Annotated in this window: 17 protein-coding genes and 1 pseudogene; 7 read left to right on the forward strand and 11 right to left on the reverse strand. The window is 65.9% G+C overall.

Features of this window, described 5'->3' with window-relative positions:
- Window positions 1-2: 2 nt before the first annotated feature.
- From AS156_RS27670 to AS156_RS27680, 3 genes and pseudogenes are all read right to left on the reverse strand, one after another.
- On the reverse strand, window positions 3-1,271 hold the full coding sequence (locus AS156_RS27670) for an NAD(P)/FAD-dependent oxidoreductase (RefSeq protein WP_066511268.1): 1,269 nt from the start codon (window positions 1,269-1,271) through the stop codon (window positions 3-5).
- Complete coding sequence (locus AS156_RS27675) at window positions 1,271-2,935, reverse strand: thiamine pyrophosphate-binding protein (RefSeq protein ID WP_066511270.1); 1,665 nt, start codon at window positions 2,933-2,935, stop codon at window positions 1,271-1,273. The genes AS156_RS27670 and AS156_RS27675 overlap by 1 nt, the downstream gene beginning before the upstream one ends.
- Window positions 2,932-3,468 (reverse strand): annotated as a pseudogene (locus AS156_RS27680) (aminotransferase class I/II-fold pyridoxal phosphate-dependent enzyme); the annotation flags it as partial. The pseudogene AS156_RS27680 and the gene AS156_RS27675, both read right to left, overlap by 4 nt.
- A gap of 24 nt (window positions 3,469-3,492) precedes the next feature.
- Here AS156_RS27680 and AS156_RS42390 point away from each other — a divergent pair.
- Window positions 3,493-3,660, forward strand: a complete 168-nt coding sequence (locus tag AS156_RS42390) for an ATP-binding cassette domain-containing protein (protein ID WP_283807945.1) — start codon at window positions 3,493-3,495, stop codon at window positions 3,658-3,660.
- Window positions 3,661-3,679: 19 nt separating this feature from the next.
- Here AS156_RS42390 and AS156_RS27685 read toward each other — a convergent pair whose 3' ends face one another.
- From AS156_RS27685 to AS156_RS27705, 5 genes are all read right to left on the reverse strand, one after another.
- Window positions 3,680-4,825 carry an acyl-CoA dehydrogenase family protein gene (locus AS156_RS27685; RefSeq protein WP_066511510.1) on the reverse strand — a complete coding sequence of 382 codons (1,146 nt, stop codon included), beginning with the start codon at window positions 4,823-4,825 and terminating at the stop codon, window positions 3,680-3,682.
- A 61-nt stretch (window positions 4,826-4,886) separates the two neighbouring features.
- A complete protein-coding gene (locus AS156_RS27690) occupies window positions 4,887-5,714 on the reverse strand; it encodes an SDR family NAD(P)-dependent oxidoreductase (protein WP_066511272.1) in 828 nt (275 codons plus the stop codon).
- Between the two features lie 233 nt (window positions 5,715-5,947).
- Window positions 5,948-6,355 (reverse strand): MaoC family dehydratase, encoded by a 408-nt coding sequence (locus AS156_RS27695; RefSeq protein ID WP_066511274.1) that lies wholly within the window; start codon window positions 6,353-6,355, stop codon window positions 5,948-5,950.
- Window positions 6,352-6,807 carry a MaoC family dehydratase N-terminal domain-containing protein gene (locus AS156_RS27700; RefSeq protein ID WP_066511277.1) on the reverse strand — a complete coding sequence of 152 codons (456 nt, stop codon included), beginning with the start codon at window positions 6,805-6,807 and terminating at the stop codon, window positions 6,352-6,354. The genes AS156_RS27695 and AS156_RS27700 overlap by 4 nt, the downstream gene beginning before the upstream one ends.
- Window positions 6,808-6,814: 7 nt before the next feature.
- Window positions 6,815-7,999, reverse strand: coding sequence for a lipid-transfer protein (locus tag AS156_RS27705; RefSeq protein WP_066511280.1), 1,185 nt, complete (start codon window positions 7,997-7,999; stop codon window positions 6,815-6,817).
- Window positions 8,000-8,092: 93 nt separating this feature from the next.
- On the opposite strand from AS156_RS27705, the gene AS156_RS27710 reads away from it, so the two are divergent.
- From AS156_RS27710 to AS156_RS27720, 3 genes are all read left to right on the forward strand, one after another.
- The gene (locus tag AS156_RS27710; protein ID WP_066511282.1) at window positions 8,093-8,857 is read left to right on the forward strand and encodes a TetR/AcrR family transcriptional regulator; all 765 of its coding nucleotides are present in this window, start codon (window positions 8,093-8,095) and stop codon (window positions 8,855-8,857) included.
- Complete coding sequence (locus AS156_RS27715) at window positions 8,787-10,343, forward strand: acyl-CoA synthetase (protein ID WP_066511285.1); 1,557 nt, start codon at window positions 8,787-8,789, stop codon at window positions 10,341-10,343. Before AS156_RS27710 ends, AS156_RS27715 begins: the two co-directional genes overlap by 71 nt.
- Before the next feature lie 229 nt (window positions 10,344-10,572).
- Complete coding sequence (locus AS156_RS27720) at window positions 10,573-11,169, forward strand: DUF2889 domain-containing protein (RefSeq protein ID WP_066511287.1); 597 nt, start codon at window positions 10,573-10,575, stop codon at window positions 11,167-11,169.
- 41 nt (window positions 11,170-11,210) lie between these two features.
- Here the strand turns inward: AS156_RS27720 and AS156_RS27725 are convergent, their stop codons facing one another.
- Window positions 11,211-12,035, reverse strand: coding sequence for an SDR family NAD(P)-dependent oxidoreductase (locus tag AS156_RS27725; protein ID WP_066511512.1), 825 nt, complete (start codon window positions 12,033-12,035; stop codon window positions 11,211-11,213).
- Between the two features lie 412 nt (window positions 12,036-12,447).
- Here AS156_RS27725 and AS156_RS27730 point away from each other — a divergent pair, with 412 nt between their 5' ends.
- The gene (locus AS156_RS27730) at window positions 12,448-12,741 is read left to right on the forward strand and encodes a hypothetical protein (protein ID WP_066511513.1); all 294 of its coding nucleotides are present in this window, start codon (window positions 12,448-12,450) and stop codon (window positions 12,739-12,741) included.
- Window positions 12,742-12,918: 177 nt separating this feature from the next.
- A complete protein-coding gene (locus AS156_RS27735) occupies window positions 12,919-13,539 on the forward strand; it encodes a TerC family protein (protein ID WP_066511294.1) in 621 nt (206 codons plus the stop codon).
- A 66-nt stretch (window positions 13,540-13,605) separates the two neighbouring features.
- On the opposite strand, the gene AS156_RS27740 is transcribed toward AS156_RS27735, so the two are convergent.
- Complete coding sequence (locus AS156_RS27740; protein ID WP_066511296.1) at window positions 13,606-14,070, reverse strand: carboxymuconolactone decarboxylase family protein; 465 nt, start codon at window positions 14,068-14,070, stop codon at window positions 13,606-13,608.
- Window positions 14,067-14,486 (reverse strand): cupin domain-containing protein, encoded by a 420-nt coding sequence (locus AS156_RS27745; RefSeq protein WP_066511516.1) that lies wholly within the window; start codon window positions 14,484-14,486, stop codon window positions 14,067-14,069. The genes AS156_RS27740 and AS156_RS27745 overlap by 4 nt, the downstream gene beginning before the upstream one ends.
- 92 nt (window positions 14,487-14,578) lie before the next feature.
- Between AS156_RS27745 and AS156_RS27750 the strand changes: the two genes are divergently transcribed.
- Window positions 14,579-15,460, forward strand: an 882-nt coding sequence (locus AS156_RS27750) for an aminotransferase-like domain-containing protein (protein ID WP_136626470.1), incomplete at its 3' end; no start/stop codon positions are given.

Raw genomic sequence — 15,460 nt, forward strand, 5'->3', positions numbered from 1 at the left:
TCTCAGAGGAAGCGGGAGGGAGCGAACGGTTGAAGCGGAATTTCCGGTGACTTGCCGCTCAGGAGTTGCGCGACGAGGCGCCCGGTACGGGCCGAGCCGACCAGACCGACATGGCCGTGGCCGAACGCATAGACGACGTCGCGCGAGGCGCGCGCGTAGCCGATGCACGGACGGCCGTCGGGCATGCTCGGGCGATGGCCGAACCAGGTCTTGATGCGCGAGGCCGGGATGTTCCGCGGCAGTTTCGGAAACATGCTGAGGAGATTGTCGCGCAGGATCTCGGCGCGCTTCCAGTTCGGCGCGGCGTCGAGGCCTGCGATCTCGACCGTGCCGGCGGCGCGGAGGCCCTTGTCGGTCCAGTTGACGACCATCTTGGCATCGGAGGCCATCATCGAATTGCGCGGACCGGATTCCGGGTTCTCGATCATGACGTGATAACCGCGCTCGGTTTCCAGCGGCACCGGATCGCCGATCGAGGCGGTCAAGCGCTTCGAGTGCGCGCCGGCGGCGACGACCGCGGCATCGCACGGAATCTCTCCGGTCTCGGTGACGACGGCGACGAGCTTGTTGCCGTCGAGCTTGAGGCCGGTCGCCTTGGCCGCGATGCGCGTGGCACCATTGGCCATCGCGTGCGCGGCAAGCGCGGCGACGTAAGCGCCGGGATCGCGGCAACGTCCCGCCTCCTCGACCACGACACCGAACTTGTAGCGCGGATCCAAATCAGGCTCGCGCTGGCGGATCTCGTCCTCGTTGAGCTCCAGCCATTCGATACCGACGCGCTTGCGGATGCGCCAGCCGAGATCGCCGTCGAACGGCGCGCGCGAGGGATACACATGCATCACCCCGCGCCGCTCGATCAATTGGGGGACACCGGCCTCCTCCGCAAGCTGCTTGTGCAGCAGCGGCGCATCCTTCAGCAGATCGCGCAGCGCCCGCGCCGTGGTCTCGACCTGGGCCTCGGTCCAGCTCGAAAACAGGTACTTGACCAGCCAGGGCAGCGCCTTCGGCAAATACGACCAGCGGATCGCCAAGGGCCCGAGCGGATCCATCAGATAGCCCGGCACCTTCTTCCAGGTGCCGGGCTCCGCCGGCGGGATCACCGAATGGGACGACAGCCAGCCGGCGTTGCCGTAGCTCGCCGCCTGTGTGCCGCCGGGCTCGCCCGGATCGATCAGCGTGACACGGTGTCCCTCGCGCAGCGCCTCGATGGCGCTGATCACGCCGACCGCGCCGGCACCGATGATCGCAATGTGGCGGCCCGTTCCGGTCATCAGCGCTTGGCCTCATCGGGCACGAAGTCCTTGCCCACCGACAGCGCGCGCTGATCGACCAGGCAGTGCAGGATCGCAGGCTTGCCCGAGGCAAGCGCACGCTCGAACGCCGGCGCGAAGTCCTCGGTCCGCTCGACCCGCTCGCCATGGCCGCCGAACGCCTTGGCGTAGAGCGCGAAGTCCGGATTCTTCAGCTGGGTGCCGACGACGCGGCCTGGATAGTCGCGCTCCTGATGCATGCGGATGGTGCCGTATTGCGCGTTGTCGACGACGACGACGATCAACGGCGCATCATACTGCACGGCAGTCGCGAACTCCTGCCCGTTCATCAGGAAGCAGCCGTCGCCGGCAAACGCCACGACGACGCGATCCGGATGATGCCGCTTGGCCATCACAGCCGCCGGCACGCCGTAGCCCATCGAGCCCGAGGTCGGCGCGAGCTGGGCAGCGAAGCTATGGAAGCGATGATGGCGATGCAGCCAGCCGGCGTAATTGCCGGCGCCGTTACAGACGATCGCGTCCTTCGGCAGGCGGTCACGCAGCCAGGTGACGACCTGGCCGTACTGGAAATTGCCGGGCAGCTCGCGCGGCTTCTCGGTCCAGGCGATGTAGTCCGCATGCGCCTTGGCAGCCTCGCCCTTCCAGGCCGGCGCGGCTGCCGGCTTCATGGTTTCGACGGCGGCGGCAAAGGCGGTGGGCGTTGCCTGGATCGCGAGCGCCGGCTGATAGACGCGACCGAGCTCTTCCGAGCCCGGATGGACGTGGATCAGCTTCTGGCTCGGCACCGGAATGTCGAGCAGCGTGTAGGACGATGACGGCATTTCCGACATGCGGCCGCCGATCAGCAGGATCACGTCGGCGTTGATGATGCGCGCCTTGAGCTGCGGGCTCGGCCCGATACCGAGATCGCCGGCATAATGCGAGTGATCGGCATCGATCAGCGAGGCGCGGCGGAACGAGGTCGCAACGGGCAGATCGAACCGCTCGGCAAAGCGCGCAATGCCCTTGGTCGCCTCCTCCGTCCAGGCGGAACCGCCGAGGACGACGATCGGCGCCTTGGCGGAGGCCAGCATCGCGCCGAGGCGTTCGAGATCGGATGGCGCTGGCCAGGTTGCCGCGGGCTCGACCTTCGGTGCGTCGGCGACCGCGGCGGTTTCGGTGAGCATGTTCTCGGGCAGCGAGATCACGACTGGGCCGGGGCGCCCCTGCAACGCGACCCGGAAGGCGCGCGCGACCAGTTCCGGAATGCGATCCGGGCGATCGATCTCGACCGCCCATTTCGCCATGGTGCCGAACACGGCCTTGTAATCGAGTTCCTGGAACGCCTCGCGCTCGCGCATGCCGGTGTCGACCTGGCCGACGAAGAGGATCATCGGGGTCGAGTCCTGCATCGCGATGTGCACGCCGTGGGCGGCATTGGTCGAACCGGGGCCGCGGGTCACGAAGCAGATGCCCGGACGTCCCGTGAGCTTGCCGTAGGCCTCCGCCATCATGGCAGCGCCACCCTCGGCGCGGCAGATCATGACGTCGATCGGGCTGTCATGCAGCGCGTCGAGCGCCGCGAGATAGCTCTCGCCGGGCACGCAGGTGACACGCTCCACCCCTTGCGCGACCAGCTGGTCGATCAGGATCTGGCCTCCGGTGCGGGCGTTGGTTTTGGTCATGACAGCTCCCTGCAGGCATTGGCGATGCGGCTCAGCGCGTCGCGCAGATTTTGGTCCGAGGTTGCGTAGGATAGACGGAAATATGGCGCAAGGCCGAAGCAGCTGCCCGGCACCACGGCGACGTCGTGCTGCTGCAAAAGATAGCGGCAGAACGCGCTATCGCTGTCGATTTGCATACCGTCATGCGTCCGGCGGCCGATCAGGCCTGCGCAACTTGCGAAGGTATAGAATGTGCCCTCCGGCCGCCGGCAGCTCACGCCGTCGATGGCATTGAGCGATTCGACCACGAGATCGCGGCGGCGCTGGAACGCGGCGCGGCGATCGCGGAGGACATCCTGCGAGCCGGTCAGCGCCGCGATCGCCGCCGCCTGGCTCACCGAGGACGGGTTGGTCGTGCTCTGGCTCTGCACCACGGCCATCGCCGCGATCAATTCGCGCGGTCCGCCGCCATAGCCGACGCGCCAGCCGGTCATCGCATAGGCCTTGGAGACGCCGTTGACGGTGAGCGTCCGCGACTTCAGGCCCGGCTCGAGCGCCTCGCCACCGAAGGCATGACCATGGTGCTGGTGACGCACGAAATGGCCTTCGCCGCCGACGTGTCGAGCCGCGTCGGATTCATGAATGACGGCATCATGGCCGAGATCGGCAGCGCCGACCAGATCATCCGCAAACCGAAGAGCGAGCGGCTGAAGGCATTCCTCAGCCGCTTCCACGCGGCGGGATAACACCGGAGCGATCGCCCGCCTACAACGAGCGCGCTATCAAGAGCTTCATGATCTCGTTGGTGCCGCCGTAGATCTTCTGGATGCGGGAATCGATGAACATCCGCGAGATCGGATATTCCTGCATGTAGCCGTAGCCGCCGTACAGCTGCAGGCATTCGTCCGCGGTCTCGACCTGCTTCTGCGAGCACCACCATTTCGCCATCGAGGCGGTGACCGTGTCGAGGTCGCCGGCGACCAGGCGGTCGACGCACCAGTCGACGAACACGCGAGCGATCATCGCCTCGGTCTTGCGTTCGGCGAGCTTGAAGGCGGTGTTCTGGAATTCGAGCAGCGGCTTGCCGAACGCGTTGCGTTCCTTGGTGTAGTCGGCGGTGATCTTCACCGCGCGCTCCATCGATGCGACGGCGCCGATCGCGAGCGACAACCGCTCCTGCGGCAATTGCTGCATCAGCTGCACGAAGCCGTTGCCCTCCTCGGTTCCGAGCAAATTCTCCGGCGGCACCACGACATTGTCGAAGAACAGCTCCGAGGTGTCGGAAGCGTGCAGGCCGATCTTGTCGAGGTTGCGCCCGCGCCGGTAGCCCTCGGCGCCTTCGGTCTCGACCACGATCAGCGAAATGCCCTTGGCGCCCACGCCGCCGGTGCGCGCCACCACGATCACGAGGTCGGCGGCCTGGCCGTTGGTGATGAAGGTCTTCTGGCCGTTGATGACGTAGGAATTGCCCTGCTTCTTCGCCGTGGTCTTGACCGCCTGCAGATCGGAGCCGGTGCCGGGCTCGGTCATCGCGATGGCGCCGACCATCTCGCCCGACGCCATCTTCGGCAGCCAGCGCTTCTTCTGCTCCTCCGAGCCGTAGTTGAGGATGTAGTGCGCGACGATCGCGCTGTGCACGGAGACGCCGGTGGTCAGCTCCGGCACCGTGCTCTCGAGATCATCAAGCACGGCGGCGTCGTAGGCGAAGGTGGTGCCGAGGCCGCCATAGGCTTCGGGCACGCTCGGCAGCAGCGCGCCCATCTCGCCGAGCGCGCGCCAGGCCGAGCGGTCGACCAGCTTCTGCGCACGCCATTTTTCGGCGTGCGGCGCCAGATCCTTGGCGAGGAATTTGCGGAACTGGCCACGGAAGGTGTCCAGCTCCTCGGTCATCCAGGACGATCGGTATTGCATCATGCCCTCACTGCAGAGCCCTTTCCGCTTCGATAGATCGGGACGGGCTCTCGATTCTTGTTTAGATCAAAAGACCGCCGCCGGCGACGATCACCTGACCGCTGATGTAGTTCGATTCCGGCGAACAGAACAGATAGACCGCGTCCGCAGCCTCCTCCGGCGTGCCGCCGCGGCCGAGCGGGATCATCCGGCCCATCGCCTCCAGCATCTGCGGCTGCACACCGACCTTGATGTCGCGGCCGGCGACGTCGATGGTCTTCTGCTGCGCCTCGATCGGCTGGGTCAGACGGGTGTTGATCAAGCCGAAGGCGACGCAATTGACGTTGACCTTGTAGCGGCCCCACTCCTTGCACATCGTCCGCGTCAGCCCGATCAGCGACGCCTTGGCCGAGGAATAGCTCACCTGCCCGGCATTGCCGTAGAGGCCAGCGATCGAGGAGATGTTGACGACCTTGCGGAACACCTCGCGGCCGGCCTCGGCTTCCTTCTTCGCCATCACCCGGATCGGCTCGGAGGCCGCGCGCAGGATGCGGAACGGGGCGACCAGATGGACGTCCAGCATCGCCTGGAACTGCTCGTCGGTCATTTTCTGGATCGTCGAATCCCAAGTGTAGCCGGCATTGTTGACGATGATGTCGAGGCCGCCGAAGCGCTCCATCGCAGCGCCAACGAAGCGATCGGCAAATCCCGCCTCCGTCACGCTGCCATTGACCGCGATCGCCTCGCCGCCCATGGCCTTGATCTCGGCCGCGACGGCATCGCCCGGCTCGGCATCGAGATCGTTGACCACGACGCGGGCGCCCTCGCGCGCGAGCTTCAACGCGATCGCTCGCCCGATGCCGCGGCCGGAGCCGGAGACGAGCGCGACTTTGCCTTGCAGTTTGGACATGGTGTCTCCCTAGCGAATAGGCGTCGTTCATTGAACTCGAGCGATTGGCCCCTCTTTTACCTCGCCCCGCCTGCGGGGAGAGGTCGGAACGCATCGTCAGATGCGTTCCGGGTGAAGGGGTACAGGTCTCTCAGCCGTCAGCACTCGCGGAAGCGGCCCTCACCCACCCCTCTCCCCGCAAGAGCGGGGCGAGGAGCGCAGTGTTTTCGCGGCCAGAGCGCGACCTCATCTCGCTACAACGCAATGATCGCCTCCCCGGCGAGCTTAACTTCGCCGTTCTGATCCTTCGCCGTGAGCGCGAGCTTTGCCCGCTTCTCACCACCCTGTTCGATCAGCTCGGTCACCGTGCCTTCGCAGGTCAACCTTGCACCGAGCTGCGTGATCGCGGCGAAACGCGTTGAGAACGAACGGATGCGCGACGGCGCAACGGCATCGGTCAGCGCCTGGCCGAGATAGCCCATCACGAGCATGCCGTGCGAGAACACGTCGGGAAAACCGGCCGCCCTCGCGAAGTCGATGTCGACATGGATCGGATTGTGATCGCCAGAGGCGCCGCAATACAGCGCGAGGCGATGGCGGGTGATCGGCGGAAACTCCTTGTGGACGACGCGCTCGCCGAGCGAGGGAGAATTCGTGCTCATGACGGCACCACATTGCGCACCACCACCGTGCGCGAGGTATCCGCGACGTGGACGCCGTCCTGGTTGGTGATCTCTGTGACGACGACGATCAGCGTCATCGCACCGCCCTTCTTGTCCGTGACGCTCTCAACGCGCGACTTGAAGGTCAGCGTGTCGCCGATAACAACGGCCGCGTGATAGTCGAACCTTTGCTCGCCATGCAGCACGCGGGCAAGATCGATGTCGAGCGCGGTCAAGAACTCGAACGGATCTGGCGCGTCCATCATTTCGAGGCAGAACAGATAGGTCGGCGGCACCGGGGCCGCCGCATAGCCGGCGCTGCGTGCAGCGTCCGGCTCGCGATAGAGCGGATTGCGCTCGCCGAGCGTATCGAGGAAGAAGCGCAAACGCCCCGGCTCGACACGCGCGGTGACAGGCGTGAACGCACGTCCGACGGCGGATTGATCGACCATGATCGCCTCAGGCGCGTTCGTAGAGCGTCACGACGCAGGCGCCGCCGAGGCCGAGATTATGCTGCAAGCCGATCCGCGCACCTTCCACCTGCGTGGTCGCGGCCGTGCCGCGCAGCTGACGCGTCAACTCGTAGCACTGCGCGAGCCCGGTGGCGCCGAGCGGGTGGCCCTTCGATAGCAAGCCACCGGAGGGATTGGTGACGATCTTGCCGCCATAGGTGTTGTCACCGTTGTCGATGAAGCGCGCCGCCTCGCCCTCGCCGCACAGCCCGAGCCCTTCATAGGTGATCAGCTCATTATGGGCGAAGCAATCGTGCAGCTCGACGACGTCGAGGTCCTCAGGCCCGATGCCGGCCGCCTCGTAGACCTTCTTGGCGGCATCGCGCGCCATGTCGTAGCCGACGACCTGCATCATGTCGTTGGCGCCGAAGGTCGACGGCGTGTCGGTCGTCATCGCCTGGGCGGCGATACGGACCTGCTTGTTGAGGCCGTGCTGCTCGGCGAATTTCTCAGAGACCAGGATCGCCGCGGCGCCGCCGCAGGTCGGCGGGCACGCCATCAGGCGCGTCATCACACCGGGCCAGATCACCTGGTCGTTCATCACGTCGTCGGCGGTGACTTCCTTGCGGAACAGCGCCAGCGGATTGTTCTTGGCATGGCGACTTGCCTTGGCGCGCACCTTGGCGAACGCATTCAGCGGCGTGCCGTACTTCTTCATGTGGCTGAGGCCCGCGCCGCCGAAATAGCGCAACGCCAGCGGTACGCCGGGCGCATCGACCAGCTTGTCGGCGGCGGCGTCGAAATCGTCGAACGCGCTGGGCCGATCGGTGAAGACGGCGCCGAGCGCGCCGGGCTTCATCTGCTCGAAGCCGAGCGCCATCACGCAATCGGCCGCGCCCGACTCGATCGCCTGCCGTGCCAGGAACAGCGCAGTCGAGCCGGTCGAGCAGTTGTTGTTGACGTTGACGATCGGGATGCCGGTCATGCCGACCGGATAGAGCGCGCGCTGCCCGCAGGTGGAGTCGCCGTAGACGTAGCCGACATAGGCCTGCTGCACCTTGCCGTAGTCGAGACCGGCGTCAGCGAGTGCGAGCTTCGCCGCCTCCGCGCCCATCACGTGGTAGGGCGCGTTGGCGCCGGGCTTGACGAACGGGATCATGCCGACCCCGGCAACATAGGCGCGTGACGTCATCTGTGTCCTCCCGAAAATTACCCGCTGGACTATTTATTACCCATGGGTAATATACGGGACGTTCTCCGGAGTCAATGCGACAGCCCTCACGCCATGGACGCCAGCGCCCCCTCTTCCTCTCCCCAGTCACCCTGGCTGCCGTTTGAAAGCCGCCGCCGCGCCCGTGACGAGAAGCGCGAGGCGGTGCTGCGCGCGGCGGTCGGCCTGTTCCTGGAACAGGGCTATCACCGCGCCACGCTCAACGACGTCGCCAAGCGGCTGAACATCACCAAGCCCGCGCTGTACAATTATTTCCGCAGCAAGGACGAGATCCTGTTCGAGTGCTGGTCGCTCGGCAACGAACTGGTCGACGATTGCATTGCCGAGACCTCGGCCGGCGGCGGCACAGGCCTTGATAAGCTGCGCAAGCTGACCGTCAGATATGCCGAGCTGATGACGACGGATTACGGCAAGAGCCTGGTCCGCTTCGACGTCCGCGACCTCAACGAGGACAATCGCAAGATCGTCCAGACCGCGAAGAAAAGAATCGACCGCGCCTTCCGCGACTATATCGTGCAAGGCATCGACGACGGCTCGGTCAGGCCGTGCGATCCGAAACTCTCGGCGTTCGCGATCGCGGGTTCGCTGAACTGGATCGGCCACTGGTTCCAGCCCGGCGGGCCGATGACCGGCAAGGCTGTGGCAGAGGAGTTCGCGATCCGCCTCACCGAAGGCATCGCCACCACGACAACGCGCAAGAAGGCGGGCAAACCGCCTCGCACGGGAAACGCAGCAAGGGAGGACAGGAGTGAACATCACGAACGGACTGCGGCGCGCGCTGCAGGTCAATCCAAACGGGCTCGCAGTCGTCTGCGGTGAGCGGCGGCGCAAGTGGCACGAGGTCGGCGACCGCGTCGCCCGCCTCGCCGCCGCCATTCGCGGGCTCGGCGCCAAGGATGGCGATCGCGTCGCGATCCTATCGCTGAATTCCGATCGTTATCTCGAGCTCTATCTCGCGGTGGGCTGGGCCGGCGCAGTGATCGTGCCGCTTAACATCCGCTGGTCCCCGCTCGAGAACGAGGACGCGCTGCGCGATTGCCGCGCCGGGATCCTGTTCGTCGACAAGGCGTTTGCGCCGGTCGGCGTTACCCTGGCGAAGGCCCTACCCGGCCTGAAGCTGGTTTACGCCGACGACGGCGCGATGCCCGACGGCATGGAGAACTACGAGAGCCTGATTGCAGGCAACGCACCGATCCCGGACGCTATGCGCAAGCCGGAGGATCTCGCCGGCATCTTCTACACCGGCGGCACCACGGGGCGTTCCAAGGGCGTGATGCTGAGCCACCGCAATCTGATGGCCAATGCGCTGAACGCGCTCGGCGAAGGCCTCTGGCCCGGCACTTCGACCTATCTGCATGCGGCACCGATGTTCCACCTCGCCAATGGCGCGGCCATGTACTCGGTGCTGCTGTCGGGCGGCTCCAATGTCGTGATCCAGGGCTTCACGCCCGATGCGGTCGCGGCGGCGATGCAGAAGGAGCGCGTCACCGACGTCCTGCTGGTGCCGACGATGATCCAGATGTTTGTCGATCACCCCTCGCTCGGCAATTACGATTTGTCGTCGCTGAAGCGGATCTCCTACGGCGCCTCGGTGATTAGCGACGCCGTGCTGATGCGCGCGATGAAGGCGCTGCCGCATGTCGAGTTCACCCAAGCCTACGGCATGACCGAATTGTCGCCGATCGCAACCCTGCTGCACTGGAAGGAGCACATCGGCGAGGGCCGTGCCAAGGGCCGGCATCGCGGCGCCGGCCGCGCCACGCTCGGCTGCGAGGTCAAGATCGTCGACGCCGAGGACAAAATCGTTCCAACCGGCACCGTCGGCGAGATCGCCGTGCGCGGCGACGTCGTCATGATGGGCTATTGGGAGCGGCCGGAGGAGACCGCGCGCGCCGTGATCGACGGCTGGATGCATACCGGTGACGGCGGCTACATGGACGCGGACGGCTTCGTCTACGTCGTCGACCGCGTCAAGGACATGATCATCTCCGGCGGCGAGAACGTCTATTCGGCGGAGGTCGAGAACGCGCTGGCACAGCATCCGGCGGTGGCGCAATGCGCCGTGATCGGCATTCCCAGCGAGCGTTGGGGCGAGCAGGTGCATGCGGTCGTGGTGATGAAGAGCGGCGCCGGCGCCACGCCGGAGGAGCTGATGGAGCACTGCAAGACGCTGATCGCCGGCTACAAATGCCCGCGCAGCGTCGACATTACCTCGACACCGCTGCCGCTCTCGGGTGCGGGGAAAATCCTGAAGCGCGAGCTGCGGCGGCCGTACTGGGAGAACCGCGATCGGCGCGTGAGCTGATGCGCTCTGCTCAAACCCCTAAGTCAAGCTCTGATCCCGTCATTCCGGGGCGATGCGAAAGCATCGAACTATGGTGGGCGCCTGCGCACCAGAGAATCTCGAGATTCCGGGTCTGGTCCTGCGGACCATCCCGGAATGACGAAGGCTCATGACGTCATTCAGCAGCAAGCGTTGACATCGGAGCATGTGGCCGATTGGATCAGTCTAGATTTCAATCTCGCGAGTTCCGATGTCCGCAACCGACACCAATGCCGACGGCAAAGGCCGCCGCCTGATGCACCGCCGCTCCGTCGAATGTCTCGGCTATCTCAGAGACGACGGTCTGTGGGAGGTCGAGGCGCGGCTGGTCGACACAAAACCCTATGCGCGGCACGAGCGCTATCGCGGCGAGCTGCGGCCCGAGGATCCCGTGCACGACATCCGCCTGCGGCTCGCGGTCGATGACAGCTTCACGATCCGCGAGACCGGCACCACGATGGCCTCGACGCCCTACCCCTCCTGCCTCGACGTCGAAGGCATCCTGCAGCGCCTGGTGGGCGAGCGCATCGGCAAGGGCTGGCGCGAGCTTGTCCGGCGCAAGATCGGCAGGCTAGAGACCTGCACCCATCTCGCCGAGCTGCTGGGGCCGGCGGTGACGACGCTGTTCCAGACCGCGACGTCAGGCAAGGACCCGCAGGGCCGCGGCTCGCTCGACCGGCAGCAGGATCTCAAGGAGCCGCCGTTCTTCGTCGGCGGCTGCCATTCGTGGCGGCTGGACGGGCCCGTCGTGGCCGAGATGTTTCCGCAGTTCGCGACAAAGGCGGTCGAGGCGAAGCAGGAAACGTAGAATGTAGGGCGAGTTAGCCAACGGGTCCGCGCAATGCGCGATCAGTGTGCCAACCCCGTCAGCTTCAGGCTCAACGCCCGCAGCCGCTTCCGCGCCTCGGCATCATAGGCTTGCGCATGAGCGCGGGCCTCGCGCATGCCGTCGAAGAACAGCCCGCTCCGGTCGGCGACGTCGTCGCCGTGTACCAGACGCAGGATGGCGTCGCCGCCCTGCTCCACCGTCGACATCGGCGTGGTGCCGCTGGCGCGCACCATCGTCGTGTTCATGTAGGTCGCCGGATGCAGCGAATTCACGGTAACGCCGGTCCCCTGCAACTCCGCCGCAAGATCGATCGTGAACATGATCTGCGACAGCTTGCTCTGTGCGTAGGCGCGGCCGCCGCTGTAGTTCTTCGTGATCATCACGTCGTCGAAATCGATCGGATGCTGGCCGAGCGAGGCGACATGGACGATACGCGCCGGCGCGCTCGCCTTCAGCCGCGGCAGCAGCATCTGCGTGAGCAGGAAGCCCGCGAGATAGTTCACCGCAAAGCGCAGCTCGTGCCCATCCTTGCTGGTCTGCCGCGCCGGCCCCTCGTTCTGCGAACCGATGCCGGCATTGCTGACGAAGACATCGAGCCGTTCCTGATCGTCGAGCACCAGCTGGGCGAACTCGCGAACCTCGGCGAGCGAGGAGAGATCGGCCTGATAGAACATCGGCTCGCGGCCGCTGACCCGCTTGATCTCGTCGGCGAGCGTCTGCGCCCGCGCCGTGTCGCGACCATGGATCAGGACGCGGGCGCCGGCAGCCGCGAGCTTCATCGCAACGTAGCGTCCGACACCATCGGTGGAGCCGGTGATCAGCACCGTCTTGCCTTCCATTTTCATCGCCATCGTCCTTCGGTCGTTCGTCCTGCGCCGGCGCTCAAGATAATTGCGCGATATCGACTTTGCCATGGCGTGCCGCCGCTACGAGCGGAATATCGCTAACACTGTAATCTTCCATCGCTAACTTTTAGGTTGTATTTCGTGCGATCGCATCACGGCGGCTGCACCTGGACCGCCGCTATACCCCGCCCCCCTAGCAGCGCAGATTGCCGCGCGGCCGGTCGTCGCACGGGACAACGTATCCCTGCGGCGCCACGCCACGCCTCCGCTTGCACGCGTTCTGTTATCGTCGGCGCAAGTCGACGAAGCCATGGCGTGCGGTTGCGGCCAGGCATGCGCGAACGGACACAGGATGTTCCGATCGACTCCAGACAGGCTCATGCGGAACGCTCCATCGCCGGAGCCGTTCGGCATGCTGCTCCTGTTCGGCATGCTCACGGCACTGCCGGTGATCGCAACGATCCGCCTGCTCGAGCCCGGGCTCGTCCTGCCCGTACTCAGCATCCTGCTGTTCGCGCAGGCCGCCATCACCGCTGGCGTGGCGTACGCTATTCGCGTGCGCACCACCGCGGCTGAGTTGAACCTGTGGGATTGTGCCGGTGCGTTCACCCTGATGGGGTGCGCAGCGGCGATCCTCGGCGAGCCGGATCAGGCTGCGCTGTTCTTCGAGGAACAGGCCGCGCTGCGTCCGGGATCGCGACCGTAAATCCCAGGCCGGGCCCCTCTGGCAGCCACAAGCTGCGATGTCGGACTGGAACATTGGAGTGGCCCTGCTTCGACCCGCGACGCCAATTGGCATCGTGGTGGTCCGCCGTCAGCGCGACGGCAACTGCCGACGCCGTCGAAACGGATCCACTCCCCGACCTCTAGGGGAGCATGACCCATGTTCGAACTTCTGACACTCGATACGCTCAGCGCACTCCTGCAGGTCATCGTCATCGATCTGGTGCTGGCCGGCGACAACGCCGTCGTCATCGGCCTTGCCGCCGCGGGCCTGCCGGAGCAGCAACGCGGCAAGGCGATCCTGATCGGCATCGGCGCCGCGACGCTGCTGCGCATCCTGTTCGCCGTCGCCACCACGCAGCTTATGCAGATCGTCGGCCTGTTGCTCGCGGGCGGCATCCTGCTGCTCTGGGTGTGCTGGAAGATGTGGCGCGAGCTGCGCGCCTCGGCCGCGGAGGAGATGGCCGAGCACGGCGCGGATGGCGCGCCGGCGCCGCGCAAGACGCTGCTGCAGGCCGCGACGCAGATCATCATCGCCGACGTTTCGATGTCGCTCGACAACGTGCTGGCGGTCGCGGGCGCTGCGCGCGAGCAGCCGATCGTGCTGGTGTTCGGCCTGATCCTCTCGATCGCGCTGATGGGCGTGGCGGCCTCCTTCATCGCGCGGCTGCTGCAGACCCATCGCTGGATCGCCTATGTCGGCCTGCTGGTCATCCTCTATGTTGCCATCGACATGACGGTTCGCGGCATCGCCGACGTCAGCAGGATTGCGGCGATCTGACGCCGCGACATCTGAACTGACACGGAAACGGCGGGCGACCTGCTCGCCGTTCCCGCGCGCCTGGGATCAGGCGTCGGCGAGCGCCAGCACGGCCTGCGGCGTGTTGCGGAAGCCGATGGCCATGCGGTTGTAGGTGTTCATCAGGCCGATCGCGATAGTGAGATCGACGAGTTGCTTTTCGCCGAACACGGCGCGCGCGGCCTGATAGGCCTCGTCAGGGATCGCGGTCTCGGCGACGCGCGTGACGGTTTCGGCCCATGCGAACGCCGCGCGCTCCTCGGCGTCGAACAGCGTGCCCGCTTCCCGCCAGACCTGCACCAGCGCGAGCTTCTCGATCTTGACGCCCATCTTCTGCAGCTTGCGCGTATGCAGGTCGAGGCAATAGGCACAGCCATTGATCTGCGAGATCCGAAGGTAGGTCAGCTCGACCAGAACGTCGGAGAGGCCGCATTGCATGATGTAGCCGTAGACGCCGCCGAGCGCCTTCACCCCCGCCGGCGCGACCTCGGTATAATCGATGCGAACGCTCATTGCTTGCTTCCTTGGCTGTCAGGCACGGTCAGGGCCTTGTCGTTGGTGTCGGCGACGAAAACCGCGAGCAGTTTCGCCGGCTCTGTCTTGCTCAGATTTCGCCCCAGCACGTGATGCGAGCCGGGCGGCTCGAAGAAGCTGTCCCCGGCGCGATAGGTTCGCGGCGCCTCGCCTTCCAGCTGGCTCTCGATCGCGCCCGAGAGCACGTAGACATAGAGAAAGCCGGACTTGGCATGGTGGTGCGGCAGCGAAGCGCCGCCGGGCGGATAGTCGACCTCAACCGAGATCAGCGACTTTCCGGGAATGTTCGGAATTTCATGCGCGAATTTCGGCACGACAGTTTCATGCGGGTCCTCGGCCATCGCGGGCGACACAAGCGCCACGCAGGCCAGGAGCAGCGGCAACAGGATCTTCATCTTGTTCAAGCCTCCTTTTCAGGCCGATAGATGCGTGCGCGCCGGACCAAAAAGAAGCACCAAGAATGGATCGATTTGTTGTACCACGGGGCATGGCAAATCCGCTTCCGATCACACTCGACCGATCGGCCAAGACGCCGCTCGCCGAGCAGATCCGCAACGCCATCACGGCGGCGATCGACAACGGCGCTCTCGCGCCCGGCGCGCGGCTACCGTCGTGGCTCGACCTCGCCGCGCAGCTCGGCGTTGCGCGCGGCACGGTCCGGGCCGCCTACGAGAAACTGACCGATGCTCAGCGCATCGTGTCATCCAGGGCCAATGGAACGTTTGTCGCAGAGCGGCCGCAGCTGGTCGCAAGACCCGACGCGCCGGCCATTCCCGGATCGGCGCTCGAGACATTCCGGACCATGACCGCGGGCCTTGGGATTTTCCAGATGGGCGTCCCTGCCGCGGAGTGCTTCCCCGGAAAGCTGCTCGCACGAATCCGCTCCCGCGCCGTGCGCGCCGAATTGAGCTCACCTGCCCGCCACACCGATCCGCGTGGCGAACCGGAATTGCGACGGGAGATCGCCGCGCACCTCGCGATCGCGCGCGGATTTGAATGCTCGCCCGCGCAGATCATCATCACGTCGGGCTTCAGCGGCGGACTTGGCCTGGCGTTGCGGGTGCTCGGGCTCGAGGGCCGCCGTGCATGGACGGAGGATCCGGGATTCCCGCTGAGCCGCAGGGGGCTCGAGTTCGCGCGGCTCGACCTGGTGCCGATCCCGGTGGATGCCAACGGGATCGACGTGGAGTACGGGCTGCAACATGCGCCTGACGCAGCACTTGCCGTCGTGACGCCGGGCCAACAGGCGCCGCTCGGCTCACCGCTCTCGCTGAAGCGCCGCGTGCGCCTGCTCGACTGGGCGGCGCAAAGCGGTGCCTGGATCATCGAGGACGACTATCTCGGCGAATTGCAGCTCAAGGGGCCCGCC

This window comes from Bradyrhizobium macuxiense (assembly GCF_001542415.1).
Taxonomy (GTDB): Bacteria; Pseudomonadota; Alphaproteobacteria; order Rhizobiales; family Xanthobacteraceae; genus Bradyrhizobium; species Bradyrhizobium macuxiense.

Bases quoted from the DNA above. Each gene is read 5' to 3' on its own strand.
- AS156_RS27670 (WP_066511268.1), bottom strand. From the start codon at position 1,271: ATGACCGGAACGGGCCGCCACATTGCGATCATCGGTGCCGGCGCGGTC.
- AS156_RS27675 (WP_066511270.1), bottom strand. From the start codon at position 2,935: ATGACCAAAACCAACGCCCGCACCGGAGGCCAGATCCTGATCGACCAG.
- AS156_RS42390 (WP_283807945.1), top strand. From the start codon at position 3,493: ATGGTGCTGGTGACGCACGAAATGGCCTTCGCCGCCGACGTGTCGAGC.
- AS156_RS27685 (WP_066511510.1), bottom strand. From the start codon at position 4,825: ATGCAATACCGATCGTCCTGGATGACCGAGGAGCTGGACACCTTCCGT.
- AS156_RS27690 (WP_066511272.1), bottom strand. From the start codon at position 5,714: ATGTCCAAACTGCAAGGCAAAGTCGCGCTCGTCTCCGGCTCCGGCCGC.
- AS156_RS27695 (WP_066511274.1), bottom strand. From the start codon at position 6,355: ATGAGCACGAATTCTCCCTCGCTCGGCGAGCGCGTCGTCCACAAGGAG.
- AS156_RS27700 (WP_066511277.1), bottom strand. From the start codon at position 6,807: ATGGTCGATCAATCCGCCGTCGGACGTGCGTTCACGCCTGTCACCGCG.
- AS156_RS27705 (WP_066511280.1), bottom strand. From the start codon at position 7,999: ATGACGTCACGCGCCTATGTTGCCGGGGTCGGCATGATCCCGTTCGTC.
- AS156_RS27710 (WP_066511282.1), top strand. From the start codon at position 8,093: ATGGACGCCAGCGCCCCCTCTTCCTCTCCCCAGTCACCCTGGCTGCCG.
- AS156_RS27720 (WP_066511287.1), top strand. From the start codon at position 10,573: ATGTCCGCAACCGACACCAATGCCGACGGCAAAGGCCGCCGCCTGATG.
- AS156_RS27725 (WP_066511512.1), bottom strand. From the start codon at position 12,035: ATGAAAATGGAAGGCAAGACGGTGCTGATCACCGGCTCCACCGATGGT.
- AS156_RS27730 (WP_066511513.1), top strand. From the start codon at position 12,448: ATGCTGCTCCTGTTCGGCATGCTCACGGCACTGCCGGTGATCGCAACG.
- AS156_RS27735 (WP_066511294.1), top strand. From the start codon at position 12,919: ATGTTCGAACTTCTGACACTCGATACGCTCAGCGCACTCCTGCAGGTC.
- AS156_RS27740 (WP_066511296.1), bottom strand. From the start codon at position 14,070: ATGAGCGTTCGCATCGATTATACCGAGGTCGCGCCGGCGGGGGTGAAG.
- AS156_RS27745 (WP_066511516.1), bottom strand. From the start codon at position 14,486: ATGAAGATCCTGTTGCCGCTGCTCCTGGCCTGCGTGGCGCTTGTGTCG.